This is a genomic window from Hydrogenophaga sp. FG152, from assembly GCF_057809615.1.
This window is the reverse complement of the sequence record NZ_JBMDKH010000016.1, coordinates 92592-105857: the sequence shown is the minus strand read 5'-3', so window position 1 is coordinate 105857 and position 13266 is coordinate 92592. Positions and strand designations below refer to the sequence as shown.

Below are 13266 nucleotides of genomic sequence, written 5' to 3'. Positions count from 1 at the left end.
CCCCGTGCCAGACGCGGCCTCCATTTCCAACCATGCCACATCCGCGCCAGCACTTTCCCTCCCTGTCCCATTGGGGCGCCTTCACCGCCGTGGTCGAAGACGGCCGCGTGGTCGACTGCCTGCCCTTCGCGCGCGACCCGGTGCCTTCGCCCATCCTGCGCTCCATGCCGGGCATGGTGCATTCGCCGCTGCGCATCGCGCGCCCGGCGGTGCGCGAGGGTTGGCTGCGCCAGCGTGAGGGCAGCGACCGCGCCGCGCGCGGCCACGACCGCTTCGTCGAGGTCGACTGGGACACCGCGCTGGACCTGGTGGCCGGCGAACTGGCCCGGGTGCGCGGGCAACACGGCCACGGCGCGGTCTTCGGTGGCTCCTACGGCTGGTCGTCGGCCGGCGGCCTGCACCACGCGCGCACGCTCACCCAGCGCTTTCTGCACAGCGGCGGCGGCTGCGTCGGACAGGCCGGCAACTACAGCTGGGGCGCGGCCCAGTTCCTGCTGCCGCACGTGATCGGCACCTACGCCCCCGTGACCGGCCGCGTGACCGACTGGCGCAGCGTGCTGGCCCACACCCGCCTGTTCATTGCCTTCGGCGGCCTGCCGCTGCGCAACACCCAGGTCACCTCCGGCGGTGCGGGCGAGCACAGCAGCGCGGCCTGGATCGCCCGCGCCGCCCGGGCAGGCATCGAGTTCGTGGTGATCAGCCCGACGCGCGCCGACGTGCCCGAGGGCCTGAGCGCGCGCTGGATCCCGATCCGGCCCAACACCGACACCGCGCTGATGCTGGGCATGGCCCACACCCTGCTGGCCGAGGACCTGCACGACACCGCCTTCCTTCACACCCATTGCAGCGGCTTCGACGCCTGGGCCCGCTACCTGCGCGGCACGGACGACGGGCAGCCCAAGGACGCGGCCTGGGCCGCCACCATCTGCGGCGTGGACGCCCCCACCATCGCCGAGCTGGCGCGCAGCGCCGCGCGCCAGCGCACCATGATCAACTGCACCTGGTCACTGCAGCGCGCCCACCACGGTGAACAGCCCTACTGGGCCAGCATCGCGCTGGCGGCCGTGCTGGGCCAGATCGGCCTGCCGGGCGGGGGGTTCGCCTTCGGCCATGGGTCCATCAATGGCGCGGCCACGCCACGGCCTGATGTCGCCGCCCCCCGGCTGTCGACCGGCCCCAACCCGATTGGCCGCAGCATCCCGGTGGCGCGCATGGCCGACATGCTGCTGCACCCCGGTGAAACCTATGCCTTCAACGGCCGCACAGGGACCTACCCCGACATCCGACTCGTCTACTGGGCCGGCGGCAACCCGTTCCACCACCACCAGGACCTGAACCGCCTGGTGCGCGCCTGGCAGAAGCCCGAGACCATCGTCGTGCACGACAGCTGGTGGACGCCGACCGCGCGCCGCGCCGACATCGTGCTGCCCGCCACCACCACGCTGGAACGCAACGACGTCGGGGGTTCGTCGCGCGACCGTTACCTGCTGGCAATGAAGCAGGCGATCGCGCCGGTGGGCCAGAGCCGCAACGACTTCGACATCTACCGCGACCTGGCGGCGCGCGCCGGGCACGAGGCCGCGTTCACCGAGGACCGCGACGAGGCCGCCTGGGTGCGCGCCCTCTACGACAGCACCGCCGACAACTGGCGCGCCGCCGGCTTCACCCTGCCCGACTTCGACCGCTTCTGGGAAGAAGGTGTGGCCGAGCTGCCCGAGCCCGAGCGCGAGATGGTGCTGTTCGAGGCCTTCCGCCAGGACCCGCAGGCCGCGCCACTGGGCACGCCGTCGGGCCGCATCGAGCTGCACTCGGCCGCCATCGCGGGCTTCGGCTACGCGGACTGCCCGCCCCACCCGAGCTGGCTCGCCCCCGCCGAATGGCTGGGCGCGGACAGCGCGCGCCAGTGGCCGCTGCACCTGATCAGTTCGCAACCGGCCGACAAGCTGCACTCGCAGCTCGATGCCGGGGTCGTCTCGCGCGAGCAGAAGCTGCGCGAGCGCCAGCGCGTTCGACTGAACCCGGACGACGCACGCGCACGCGGCATCGCCGACGGCGACCTGGTGCGCGTGTTCAACGCGCGCGGCACCTGCCTGGGCGGCGCCACGCTGGACGAGGCCGTGATGCCGGGCGTGGTGGTGATCTCCACCGGCGCCTGGTTCGACAGCGACGGTGGCGAGCCGGAGCGCCACGGCAACCCGAACGTGCTCACGCTCGACCTCGGCACCTCGCGCCTGGCCCAAGGCAGCAGCGCCATGACCGCGCTGGTGGACGTGGCGCTCTGGCACGGCGAGGCCGCGCCCGTGCGCGCCTTCGAACCGCCGACCCTCACCCCCGCCTGAGCGCCACCACCGCCCGGGCGCTCAGCCCGGCGCCGCCAGGTGCGCGCGCGCCGCCGCCTTCACCGCTTCGGTCAGTCGCCGCGCCGACAGCGATTCGTGCGCCCAGTGCTGCCAGTACAGCGACACGTCCACCGTGGCGCCGGGCAGGATTTCCTGCAACGCCGGGCGGTTCTGCAGGTGCTGCTCGGGCACCATGCCCCAGCCCAGGCCGAGCTCGATCGCGGTCTCGAAAGCCTCCACCGCCGGCGCGAAATGGCGCGGGTAGCGCGGCTGGCGCAAACCGAAGTGCTGTTCCAGAAAGGCGTCCTGCAGCGCGTCCTTGCGGTTGAAGATGATGGCCGGCTGCGCCAGCAGCTTGTGCACCGAGACCGCGCCCTTGGGCGTGCGGCAGCGCTGCGCCACCGCCGGCGAGGCCACACAGTGGTAGCGCATCACGCCCAGCGGCTCGGCCACGCAGCCGCGCATGGCCGTGGACAACGCGGTCACGCAGCCCATCACGTCGCCGCTCTTGAGCGCGCTGTGCGTGTGGTCCTGGTCGTCGATCATGATGTCCAGCAGCAGGTGGTGGCGCTTGAGCAGCGCGGCCACGCCAGGCAGGAACCAGCCGGCCACCGAGTCGGCGTTGATCGCCACCGACAGGCTCTGCCAGCGCACGCCGCCCGGGGCCGGCGCCCCACCCTGCAGGCCGTCGAGCAGGTCGGCCTCCATCAGCCGCACCTGCTTCACATGGGCCAGCAGCGCCTGCCCGGCCGGGGTGGCGCGCACCTGCTTGCCACGCACCAGCAGGCGCTGGCCCAGCGTGTCCTCCAGCGACTTGATGCGCAGCGACACCGCCGCCAGCGTGAGCGAGAGGGCCTGCGCGGCCGGGCCGAAGCCGCCGTGCTCGACCACGGCGGCCAGGGCGTCGAGTTGGCGGGCGTCCAGCATCATTCACTCAAGTTATTTTCAATCGAACCTAGTTTAATTTAACTCCATTTAAATGATGCGGGTTTGCGCGCACACTGCCGGCCATTCACCTGTTTTGTTTCCGGAGTCCGCATGACCCTCGCCTTTCCCACCTTCACCGCCGGCATGGTGCTGAGCATGTCGCTGATCATGGCGATCGGCCCGCAGAACGCCCACGTGCTGCGCATGGGCCTGCAACGCCAGCACCTGTGGCTCACCGTGCTCACCTGCGCACTGGCCGACGTGGTGCTCATCGGCCTGGGCGTGCTGGGCCTGGCCCAGCTCGGCGGCCTGTCGGACAAGCTGCTCGGCGCGCTGATCGGCGCGGGCGTGCTGTTCCTCGGTGTCTATGGCTGGCAGGCCTTCCAGCGTTTCCTGCGCCCGCGCGCCACGCCCTTCGGCGCCGACGGCGGCCTCACCGCCGAACCGGTGTCGCCGCGCCAGGCCGTCCTCTCCGCCCTGGCCTTCTCCTTCCTGAACCCGCACGCCTGGCTCGACACCGCCGTGCTGATCGGCACCGCCTCGCTCGCCTACGGCCAGGGCAGCGCCGTCTTCGGCCTGGGCGCGGCCACCGGCTCGCTGGTCTGGTTCATCGCGCTGGGCGCGGCCGCCTTCTGGCTGGGCCGCCGGCTCAACTCGCTGCACGTGTGGCGCGTGCTGGATGGCCTGGTTGCGTTGATGATGTGGGGCACGGCAGGCTGGCTTCTCACCAGCCTGTTCTGAAAGGACTCGCCATGGCCACCCTGCAACGCGGCGCCGATGCGCCCGTGACCCTGTTCGGACCCGACTTCCCGTTCGCCTTCGACGACTGGATCGCCCACCCCGCCGGCCTGGGCGAACTGCCCACCGAGCGCCTGGGGCAGGAAGTGGCCATCGTCGGCGCCGGCATGGCCGGCATGGTGGCGGCCTACGAGCTGATGAAGCTGGGCCTCAAACCCGTGGTCTACGAGGCCTCGCGCATGGGCGGGCGGCTGCGCTCGCAGGCCTTCGAAGGTGGCCAGGGCGCCATCGCCGAACTCGGGGGCATGCGCTTTCCCGCATCGAGCACCGCCTTCTTCCACTACGTGGACCGGCTCGGCCTCAAGACCCAGCCCTTCCCCAACCCGCTCACGCCCGCCGCCGGCTGCACCGTGATCGACCTCGAAGGCCAGACCCACTGGGGCCGCACCCTGGCCGATCTGCCGCCGCTGTTCGGCGAGGTGGCCGAGGCCTGGGCCCAGGCGCTGGAGGACGGCGCCGGCTTCACCGGCCTGCAGCAGGCGCTGCGCGAGCGCGACGCGGCCAAGCTCAAGGCCTTGTGGGACCACCTCGTGCCCCTGTGGGACGACCGCACCTTCTACGACTTCGTCGCCACCTCCAAAGCCTTCTCTCGCCTGCCGTTCCAGCACCGCGAGGTGTTCGGCCAGGTCGGCTTCGGCACCGGCGGCTGGGACTCCGACTTCCCCAACTCCATGCTCGAGATTCTGCGCGTGGTGCTCACCGGCTGCGACGAGAACCAGCACCTCATCGTGGGTGGCGCGCAGCAGGTACCGCTGGGTCTGTGGCACCACGCGCCCGCCGAAAACGAACTGCGCCACTGGCCCGCCGGCACCACCCTGGCCAGCCTGCACCACGGCGCGCCGCGCCCGGGCGTCACGGCGATCGCGCGCGCGGCGAGCAACGAACTCGCCGTCACCGACACCTGGGGCAACACCCGCAGCTACCCGGCCGTGGTCACCACCTGCCAGAGCTGGCTGCTGACCACGCAGATCGCGGTGGAAGAGGCGCTGTTCTCGCAGAAGCACTGGATGGCGCTGGACCGCACGCGCTACATGCAGTCGTCCAAGACCTTCGTGATGGTGGACCGCCCGTTCTGGAACGACCTCCGTGCCAACGGTTGGCCGCAGATGGGCATGACGCTCACCGACCGGCTCACGCGCGGCACCTACCTGTTCGACCACGGGCCCGACCAGCCCGGCGTGATCTGCCTGAGCTACGCCTGGATGGGCGACGCGCTCAAGATGCTGCCGCACGGCACCCAGAAGCGCGTGCAGCTCGCGCTGCAGGCCCTGCAGAAGATCTACCCCGACGTGGACATCGCCAGCCACATCATCGGCGACCCGATCAGCGTCTCCTGGGAGGCCGACCCGCACTTCCTCGGCGCCTTCAAGGGCGCGCTGCCCGGCCACTACCGTTACAACCACCGCATGTACAGCCACTTCATGCAGGACGGCTTCGCGGCCACCGAGCGCGGCATCTTCCTCGCGGGCGACGACGTGTCCTTCACGCCCGCCTGGGTCGAGGGCGCGGTGCAGACCTCGCTGAACGCGGTGTGGGGCATCGTCAGGCACCTGGGCGGCCACACGCACGCGGCCAACCCCGGACCCGGCGACGTGTTCGCCGAACTCGGGCCCATGGCCCTGCCGGACTGAGCATGGACGAGTCCCTCACCCTTGCCCTATGGCAATGCCCCTACGCGGGCACACCGTCCCAGGCCCTGGTGCTGCTCGACGCCACCGCCGCGCAGGCGCGCGACCAGGGGGCCGGGCTGCTGCTGTGCCCCGAGATGTCGCTCACCGGCTACCAGATCGGCGCGGCCGGCGTGGCGGCCCTGGCCGAACCGGCCGACGGCGCGCTCGCGCAGGCCGTGGCCACCATCGCGTTGCGCCATGGCATCGCCATCGTCTACGGCTATCCCGAAGCAAACGCCGACGGCAAGCCCTGGAACGCAGTGCAGTTCATCGATGCCGACGGCCAGCGCCTTGCGAACTACCGCAAGACCCACCTGTTCGGCGACATCGACCGCGCGCAGTTCAGCCCCGGCCCGAAGGCGCCCGCCGTGTTCGCCTGGCACGGCTGGCAGCTCGGCCTGCTGATCTGCTACGACATCGAGTTCCCCGAACCCGCGCGCGGCCTCGCGCTGCAAGGCACCGATGCCCTGCTCGTGCCGACCGCGAACATGATCGACTTCGACGAGGTGCAGCGCGTGCTGCTGCCCGCGCGCGCGCTGGAGAACCGCGTGTTCGTGGCCTACGCCAACGCCTGCGGCCAGGAAGGCCACACCACCTACGGCGGCCTGAGCACGGTCTGTGCGCCGGACGGCGCCGTGATGGACCAGGGTGGGCGCGAGGAAACCCTGCGCTTCGCCACCCTCTCGCGCGGCGCGCTGGTCGAAGCGCGGCGGCATTCGCAACTGCGCGACCGGCGCGGCGACCTCCCTTCCTCCTGGAGCTGAACCGAGCGCTGAACCACGCCCACTGCCTCTGCTTCATCCCTTTTTGAAGCGAAAGTGAGCCCCTCCGTGCACTCCATCTTTGGTACCGGCCTTCATTCACAGGCAGCCGTCGATCCAGGCGATCTGGCACGCCAGGCCATCGCCAGCCACAACTTGCCCCAACTCATGTGGCAGATTGCCCAACAGCGGGTCAACCTGAACACCCGGAACGCACAGGGCGTCACCTTGCTGATGGAGGCCGTTAGGCATCGCAACGCCAGCGCCCTGTACCTGCTGCTCACCGACATGGCGATCCGGTCGATCGAGCCCGAACTGAGGCACCACGATGACCAGGGCAACACGGTGCTCCACGACATGGCGATGCACCTGCCAGATGCCTGGTTTGACGTCCCCTCGGACCAACCGGTGCTCGCGAACCTGCTGGAAGACTTCTTCCACGAATTCCGCTTGTTCTTCGACTGGGAACGCCACAACATCCGGGGCCTCACGGCGGTCGAGCTGGCCGAAACGGTGCACAAAGACAACCTTCAAGGCTTCCTGGCGACCTACGAAAACCCGGGCGAGGACACCTCGGCCAGCAATGACGTCGAGCCCAATGGCTCGTTCCACAACGGCTCTGACGGACCCGGCGATCCGGGCGGTGAAGGCCACGGCCTTCCTGTCTGAGAGGCAGCCGGACAGCCGCTCGCGTTGAAGCGGCCAGCGCGTCAGACGTCAAGGCTGCCAACGTGAAGGTGGACCGACAGGTTCGCACCGTGGGCGCGCCGCGGTGTAGCCTGTCGGCATGGACTCCCTCATCACCGCCGCCGCGCGCGCCCTGGCTGCGGGCGACGCGCTGGGCGCGCTCAAGCGCGTGGCCCTGCGTGACGACCCGCCCGCCCTGGCCTTGCGCGGCATCGCCATGGCCCAGCTCGGGGAACACTCACGCGCGCGCGACCTGCTGCGGCGCGCCGGCCGAGGCTTCGGCGCGCACGAAACCCTGGCGCGCGCCCGCTGCGTGGTGGCAGAGGCCGAGGTGGCGCTGGCCATGCGCGACCTCGGCGGCTCCACGCGCCCGCTGACCGCCGCCGCGGCCATCCTTGAAGCCCACGCCGACCACGCCAACGCGCACCAGGCCCGCTTGATCGCGGCGCGCCGCCTGCTGCGGCTCGGCCGACTCACCGAAGCCGAGGCCGTGCTCGCGGCCATCGACACCACCCGCCAGCCGCCCGCGCTCGCGGCGGTGGCCGAACTGGTCGCGGCCGAGCTCGCGCTGCGCTCGCTGCGCGTGGAGGCCGGGCGCGCGGCCCTGGCCCGCGCGCGCGATGCGGCCACACGGGCCGGTGTGCCCGCCCTGCAGGCCGAGGTCGCACAAACCCAGTCCGCGCTGGACCACCCGGCCGCGCGCCGCCTGAGCAACGGCAGCGAGCAGGCGCTGCGGCTGGCCGACGTGGCCGAACTGCTGGCCTCCGACGCGCTGGTGGTGGACGCCTGCCGCCGCGGCCTGGGCACGGGCGCTGCGTGGCAATCGCTCGCGCGCCGGCCCGTGCTGTTCGCGCTGGCGCGCGCGCTGGCCCAGGCCTGGCCGGGCGACGTGGAGCGCGAGGCCCTGATCGCCGAGACGTTTCGCTCCCGCCGCCCTGACGAGACGCACCGCGCGCGCCTGCGTGTCGAGATCGGGCGCCTGCGCGCGCTCGTCAAACCCCTCGCGGGCATCGAGGCCACCGCGCGCGGCTTCGCGCTGCGGCCCTCGGGCGGGCGCTCCCTTGTGCTGCTCGCGCCGCCCATCGACGGCGAACAGGCCTCACTGCTGGCGCTGCTGGCCGACGGCGCGGCCTGGTCCACCTCGGCCCTTGCGCTCGCGCAGGGCGCGAGCCAGCGCACCGTGCAGCGCGCGCTCGCCGAGCTGGAGGCCGAGGGCCGCGTGCGCGCCATCGGCCAGGCGCGCGCGCGGCGCTGGCTGGCACCGCCGCTGGCCGGATTCGCGACGATCTTGTTACTCCCTGCTTCGCTGCCGATTGAATAGAGTGACCCTCAAGCGCCGACACCCGGTGCTGCCCATAGGAGATTCACCATGACCCGTCAGACCACCCCCACCGCGCGCACCGCCGAAGTCGTGCGCGAGTACGGTCCCTTCCTCGGCTCCGAGCGCGTGCACGGCGTCACCCACGACGGCCAGCGCGTGTGGGCCGCCACCGACGAAGGCATCGTCGCCTTCGACCCCGCCAGCGGCGACATCACCCGCACGCTGAAACGCGCGGGCGACGCCGGCACCGCCTTCGACGGCAAGCACCTGTACCAGATCGCCGAGGCGCGCATCGACAAGATCGACCCCGCCACCGGTGCGGTGCTCGCCTCCATCCCCGCGCCCGGTGGCGGCGCCGACTCCGGGCTCACCTGGGCCGAAGGCAGCCTGTGGGTGGGCCAGTACCGCGACCGCAAGATCCATCAGATCGACCCGGCCACCGGCGCGATCCGCCGCACCATCGAATCCAACCGCTTCGTCACGGGCGTCACCTGGGTCGATGGCGAGCTCTGGCATGGCACCTGGGAAGGTGATGAGAGCGACATCCGACGCATCGACCCGCAAAGTGGCAAGGTGCTCGAACGCCTCGACATGCCGGCCGGCATCGGCGTGAGCGGGCTCGAATCCGACGGGGCGGGTCTGTTCTATTGCGGTGGCGGCCCCAGCGGGAAGGTGCGCGCGGTGCGCCGGCCCAAGGCGGCCTGAGCCAGGCCGCCTCTTTGCTGAGCACTTCGCGGTCGCGCGCGATGTGCTCGTGTGCGTCGATACACCGGGCGGCGCCTGAACTCCGAGGGACTCTCTTTCCACAACCAGGTGTGTTCAAGTCGAACACACCTGTCCCAAGAGATCGAATCCCCACATGATCAACACGATTTACCCGAAATTTCCCAGCATGAGGCTCGACCCGAGCCCATCCCAAGAGGCCTACAGTTTCATCGTCAGCGGCGATATTCAAGGGCTGAGGGGTTTGATCGATGGCAGAGATGTCCATGCGAACACCAGGATCCTCGGTGGAACGCTCCTCATGGCCGCCGTGAGAGAGAGAAACGCTGAGGCGTTCGAAGCACTCACCGAGGATATGCGCAGCAGAGCAACGCTCCGCCGCACAGATCCCTATGGCTGCAACGTGCTGCACGTCATCGCCAGGGTACTGGACGACCACATCTTCGAGCCAGGTTCAACCGATCCGGCATGGCAAGCGTGCATCACGAACTTTTTCGAGCACTGCGCTGAGCATTTGCCGTGGGGCGACATGAACTGCCATGGTGAGACGCCATTGACGATTGCAGATCGCCTGGACAAACCCCGTCTTCTGGACTTGATGGAGACGGCCATCGAGCAGCCGCCCCGCCGAAGGAGAGCCAACAGCACCTGGAATGACGACTGACGAGGTGGGTCAATGTCGAAACGGCGCACGCCGGATCGTCGTGGAGTCAGCAGCTGGGAGTCCCTTGTCTCCGACCCGCGCTTGCCACATGATCCACCACCTGAAAGGCCCTCGCCATGAGCACTTCCTCTTCCCGCGCCGTCCGCCTCCACCGCGTCCTCAAGGCCCCACCTGACAAGGTCTACCGCGCCTTCCTCGACGCCGACGCCCTCGCCCGCTGGCTGCCGCCCTACGGCTTTCTCTGCAAGGTGCAGCATTTGGAGGCCAAGGTGGGCGGCACGTTCAAGATGTCGTTCCACAACTTCTCGACCGGTCATGGTCATTCGTTCGGCGGCGAGTACCTGGAGCTCGTGCCCGGCGAGCGCCTGCGCTACACCGACCAGTTCGACGACCCGAACCTGCCCGGCCTGATCACGGTGGACGTGCAACTCAAGGCCGTGTCCTGCGGCACCGAACTCAACGTGGTGCAGGACGGCATCCCCGACGTGATTCCACTGGAGATGTGTTACCTGGGCTGGCAGGAATCGCTGGCCCAGCTGGCCCATCTGGTGGAGCCGGACATCCCGGGCTGAGCCACCCCCGCCGTGTTCAGGGCTTTTTCGCGGCCGCGACGAAGGCCGCGAAGCCTTGCACGAATTCGCCGAGCTGCTGGCGCACCTTGTCGTCCAGCAGCGCGCCGTCGGGGCCGAACACGGACGAGGCGCGCGAAACCATGAGCCGCCCGCCCTGCCAAGGGTGGGTGCCCAGGGTGCGCAACACCGGCAGCCAGTGGGCTTGCGACAGGATGGTGCCGAAGCCCCCGGGCGAGGCGCCGATGACGGCCACGGGCCGGTCGCGGAACACGTCGGGCAGGCCGGGCGTGGGCCGCGAGAGCCAGTCCACCGCGTTCTTGAACACACCGGGAATGCCGTTGTTGTATTCGGGCGTGACAAGCAGCAGCCCGTCGCTGGCGAGGATCCTTTCCTTGAGTTCGCGCACGGCCGCCGGCGTGCCTTCGCGCTGTTCCAGGTCGCCGTCGTAGAGCGGGATGCCGTGCAGCGTGGCGGCGTCGAGCCGGGCCGCGTCGCCCGCCAGCGGAACCGCCGCGCGCAGCAGCGAGGTGTTGAAGGATTGCTGGCGCAGGCTGCCGGAAATGCCGAGGAGTTGGGGGGTGCTCATGGTGGTTTGAAGGCTCAGGTTTTCCAGAAATCGGGGCGCGCGTACTCGTGCTTGAGGAAGTCGATCCACAGGCGCACGCGCAGCGCGAGGTGCTTGCGCTGCGGAAACAGCACGAAGATGCCATTGGGCGGCGCGGCGAAGTCGTCGAGCACGCTCTCCAGCCGACCGGCGGCGATGTCGGCCTCCACTTCCCAGGTGCTGCGCCAGGCGATGCCGTAACCGGCCAGGCACCACTCGCGCAGCACCTGGCCGTCGGTGCAGTCCAGCGGGCCGTTGGGGCGCAGGTGCACGATCTCCACCTCGCCCAGGCCGCCGGGCGCCGGCACGGTGAAGGCCCAGCCCCGGGTCTGCGAGGCGTCGCTGGAGAGCGTGAGGCAGTCGAAGCGCACCAGATCGGCCGGCACTTGCGGGCGGCCGTGCTGCTGCAGGTAGCGCGGCGTGGCCACGCACAGGCGGCGGTTGTCGGCCAGGCGCACGCTGACCAGGGAGGAGTCGGGCAGATCACCCACACGCACGGCGCAGTCGTAGGCCTCGCCCGCCACATCGACCACGCGGTCGCTCAAGTTCAAAGAGATGGTGACCTCGGGGTGCAGTTCGCGAAAGCGCGGCACCAGCGGCGCCACATGGCGGCGGCCGAAACCGGCCGGCGCGGTGATGCGCAGGTGGCCGCTGGCCTTGACGCCGCCTGCGCTCACGCTGGCTTCGGCGTTGGCCATGTCCACCAGCAGGCGCTGGCAGTCTTCCAGGAAGGCGCTGCCTTCGTGGGTGAGGGTGATGCGCCGCGTGGTGCGCACCATGAGCTTCACGCCGAGCCGGGCTTCCAGGGCGTCGAGCCGGCGCCCGATGATGGCCGGGGCCACGCCCTCGGCTTTGGCGGCGGCGGTGAGGCTGCCGCGCGTGGCGACCGCGACGAAGGTTTCGAGTTGTTTGAGTTTGTCCACCCGGGCAGATTACCCCACCTGCAGGAGCGAATCAATGACAACTTTGGGCTGATTGATGACTTTTCAGGCGGCTTTGACGACCGTGCGGCTCAATTGGGCCGCGGCCTCGGTGCCGTAGCCCAGTTCGGCCAGCAGCTCGGCGCTGTGTTCACCGAGTTTCGGGGGGCTGCGGCGCACGCCCAGGCGTTCGCCGTCGAGCGCGAGCGGGAGCAACACGGTCTGCGCGGTCTGGCCGGCGCGCTCGCCATCGGGCAGGGTGATGGGCGCCAGCCCGCCGGTGGCGCAGAGGTGGGGGTCGTCCAACAGTTCGTGGGGTTTGGTGATGGGCGCGAACGGCAGGCCGTGGCGCTCGAACAGCGCGGCGAGATCGGCCGCGCTCTGCAGGGCCAGGCGCTCGCGCAGCAGGGGAATGAGCCAATCGCGGTTGCGCACGCGGTTGTTGTTCCCCACCAGTCGCGGATCGGCCTGCAGGTCCTGGTAGCCGAAGGCGTTGCAGAAGATGGCCCACTGCGTGTCGCTCACCACGGCGAGGAAGATCTGCTCGCCGCCCTTCACCTGGAACACGTCGTAGATGCCCCAGGAGGAGATGCGGTCGGGCATGGGCGCGGCGGCCTTGCCCGTGACGGCGAACTGCATCATGTGCTGAGCGACGAGGAAGACGTTGTTCTCGAACAGCGAGCTCTGCACCTCGCAGCCTTCGCCGGTTTTCTCGCGCGCGCTCAGCGCGGCCATCACGCCGATGGCGCCGAACAGGCCACCCATGATGTCGTTCACCGAGGAGCCTGCGCGCAGCGGGTCGCCGGGGCGGCCGGTCATGTAGGCCAGGCCACCCATCATCTGCACCACCTCGTCGAGCGCGGTGCGGTGGTCGTAGGGGCCGGGCAGAAAGCCCTTGTGGCTCACATAGATGAGGCGCGGGTTGAGCTTCTTCAGGCTCTCGTGGTCCAGCCCCAGTTTTTTCATGGTGCCGGGCTTGAAGTTCTCGCTGACCACGTCGGCGGTGGCGATCAGCTTGAGCACGGCCTCCTGGCCCTCGGGCGACTGCAGGTCCAGCACCAGGCTTTTCTTGTTGCGGTTGAACAGCGGGTAAAAGCCCGCGCCCGAACCGAGCAGTCGACGCGTGTTGTCGCCGGCGGGCGGCTCGACCTTGATGACCTCCGCACCCAGGTCGGCCAGCACCATGCCGCAGGTGGGGCCCATGACCATGTGGGTGAATTCGACGACGCGGATGCCTTCGAAGGGCAAGGGACGGGGGGTGTCTTGGGTATCTGGCATGG

General features: G+C 70.0%; 13 protein-coding genes. 9 read left to right on the top strand and 4 right to left on the bottom strand.

What is annotated here, in order from left to right; translation table 11 throughout:
• The first annotated feature begins 32 nt into the window (after positions 1 to 32).
• Positions 33 to 2339: a molybdopterin-dependent oxidoreductase gene (locus ACODTB_RS18990; RefSeq protein ID WP_291117388.1), complete on the top strand. Its 2307-nt coding sequence runs from the start codon at positions 33 to 35 to the stop codon at positions 2337 to 2339.
• Positions 2340 to 2360: 21 nt separating this feature from the next.
• On the opposite strand, the gene ACODTB_RS18985 is transcribed toward ACODTB_RS18990, so the two are convergent.
• The gene (locus tag ACODTB_RS18985; RefSeq protein ID WP_291117480.1) at positions 2361 to 3266 is read right to left on the bottom strand and encodes an HTH-type transcriptional regulator ArgP; all 906 of its coding nucleotides are present in this window, start codon (positions 3264 to 3266) and stop codon (positions 2361 to 2363) included.
• A 111-nt stretch (positions 3267 to 3377) separates the two neighbouring features.
• Between ACODTB_RS18985 and ACODTB_RS18980 the strand changes: the two genes are divergently transcribed.
• The 8 genes from ACODTB_RS18980 (at position 3378) to ACODTB_RS18945 (ending at position 10462) form a co-directional block, all read left to right on the top strand.
• Complete coding sequence (locus ACODTB_RS18980) at positions 3378 to 4007, top strand: LysE/ArgO family amino acid transporter (protein WP_291117385.1); 630 nt, start codon at positions 3378 to 3380, stop codon at positions 4005 to 4007.
• A gap of 11 nt (positions 4008 to 4018) precedes the next feature.
• Positions 4019 to 5695 carry a flavin monoamine oxidase family protein gene (locus ACODTB_RS18975; RefSeq protein WP_291117382.1) on the top strand — a complete coding sequence of 559 codons (1677 nt, stop codon included), beginning with the start codon at positions 4019 to 4021 and terminating at the stop codon, positions 5693 to 5695.
• 2 nt (positions 5696 to 5697) lie between these two features.
• Positions 5698 to 6498 carry a carbon-nitrogen hydrolase family protein gene (locus tag ACODTB_RS18970; protein WP_291117379.1) on the top strand — a complete coding sequence of 267 codons (801 nt, stop codon included), beginning with the start codon at positions 5698 to 5700 and terminating at the stop codon, positions 6496 to 6498.
• Positions 6499 to 6564: 66 nt separating this feature from the next.
• A complete protein-coding gene (locus tag ACODTB_RS18965) occupies positions 6565 to 7164 on the top strand; it encodes a hypothetical protein (RefSeq protein ID WP_291117376.1) in 600 nt (199 codons plus the stop codon).
• Between the two features lie 118 nt (positions 7165 to 7282).
• Entirely contained in the window at positions 7283 to 8503 is a 1221-nt protein-coding gene (locus tag ACODTB_RS18960) for a helix-turn-helix domain-containing protein (RefSeq protein ID WP_291117373.1), read from the top strand.
• 48 nt (positions 8504 to 8551) lie between these two features.
• Positions 8552 to 9208 (top strand): Vgb family protein, encoded by a 657-nt coding sequence (locus tag ACODTB_RS18955; RefSeq protein ID WP_291117370.1) that lies wholly within the window; start codon positions 8552 to 8554, stop codon positions 9206 to 9208.
• 154 nt (positions 9209 to 9362) lie between these two features.
• Positions 9363 to 9890, top strand: a complete 528-nt coding sequence (locus ACODTB_RS18950; protein ID WP_291117368.1) for a hypothetical protein — start codon at positions 9363 to 9365, stop codon at positions 9888 to 9890.
• Positions 9891 to 10006: 116 nt separating this feature from the next.
• Entirely contained in the window at positions 10007 to 10462 is a 456-nt protein-coding gene (locus ACODTB_RS18945; protein ID WP_291117365.1) for an SRPBCC family protein, read from the top strand.
• A 16-nt stretch (positions 10463 to 10478) separates the two neighbouring features.
• Here the strand turns inward: ACODTB_RS18945 and ACODTB_RS18940 are convergent, their stop codons facing one another.
• The 3 genes from ACODTB_RS18940 to ACODTB_RS18930 form a co-directional block, all read right to left on the bottom strand.
• The gene (locus ACODTB_RS18940) at positions 10479 to 11048 is read right to left on the bottom strand and encodes an NADPH-dependent FMN reductase (protein ID WP_291117362.1); all 570 of its coding nucleotides are present in this window, start codon (positions 11046 to 11048) and stop codon (positions 10479 to 10481) included.
• 14 nt (positions 11049 to 11062) lie between these two features.
• Positions 11063 to 11989: a LysR family transcriptional regulator gene (locus ACODTB_RS18935; RefSeq protein WP_291117359.1), complete on the bottom strand. Its 927-nt coding sequence runs from the start codon at positions 11987 to 11989 to the stop codon at positions 11063 to 11065.
• A 63-nt stretch (positions 11990 to 12052) separates the two neighbouring features.
• The gene (locus tag ACODTB_RS18930; protein WP_291117356.1) at positions 12053 to 13264 is read right to left on the bottom strand and encodes a CaiB/BaiF CoA transferase family protein; all 1212 of its coding nucleotides are present in this window, start codon (positions 13262 to 13264) and stop codon (positions 12053 to 12055) included.
• Positions 13265 to 13266 lie beyond the last annotated feature (2 nt).

Coding starts and splice junctions, on each gene's coding strand:
- ACODTB_RS18990 (WP_291117388.1), top strand. CDS start 33: ATGCCACATCCGCGCCAGCACTTTCCCTCCCTGTCCCATTGGGGCGCC.
- ACODTB_RS18985 (WP_291117480.1), bottom strand. CDS start 3,266: ATGCTGGACGCCCGCCAACTCGACGCCCTGGCCGCCGTGGTCGAGCAC.
- ACODTB_RS18980 (WP_291117385.1), top strand. CDS start 3,378: ATGACCCTCGCCTTTCCCACCTTCACCGCCGGCATGGTGCTGAGCATG.
- ACODTB_RS18975 (WP_291117382.1), top strand. CDS start 4,019: ATGGCCACCCTGCAACGCGGCGCCGATGCGCCCGTGACCCTGTTCGGA.
- ACODTB_RS18970 (WP_291117379.1), top strand. CDS start 5,698: ATGGACGAGTCCCTCACCCTTGCCCTATGGCAATGCCCCTACGCGGGC.
- ACODTB_RS18960 (WP_291117373.1), top strand. CDS start 7,283: ATGGACTCCCTCATCACCGCCGCCGCGCGCGCCCTGGCTGCGGGCGAC.
- ACODTB_RS18955 (WP_291117370.1), top strand. CDS start 8,552: ATGACCCGTCAGACCACCCCCACCGCGCGCACCGCCGAAGTCGTGCGC.
- ACODTB_RS18950 (WP_291117368.1), top strand. CDS start 9,363: ATGATCAACACGATTTACCCGAAATTTCCCAGCATGAGGCTCGACCCG.
- ACODTB_RS18945 (WP_291117365.1), top strand. CDS start 10,007: ATGAGCACTTCCTCTTCCCGCGCCGTCCGCCTCCACCGCGTCCTCAAG.
- ACODTB_RS18940 (WP_291117362.1), bottom strand. CDS start 11,048: ATGAGCACCCCCCAACTCCTCGGCATTTCCGGCAGCCTGCGCCAGCAA.
- ACODTB_RS18930 (WP_291117356.1), bottom strand. CDS start 13,264: ATGCCAGATACCCAAGACACCCCCCGTCCCTTGCCCTTCGAAGGCATC.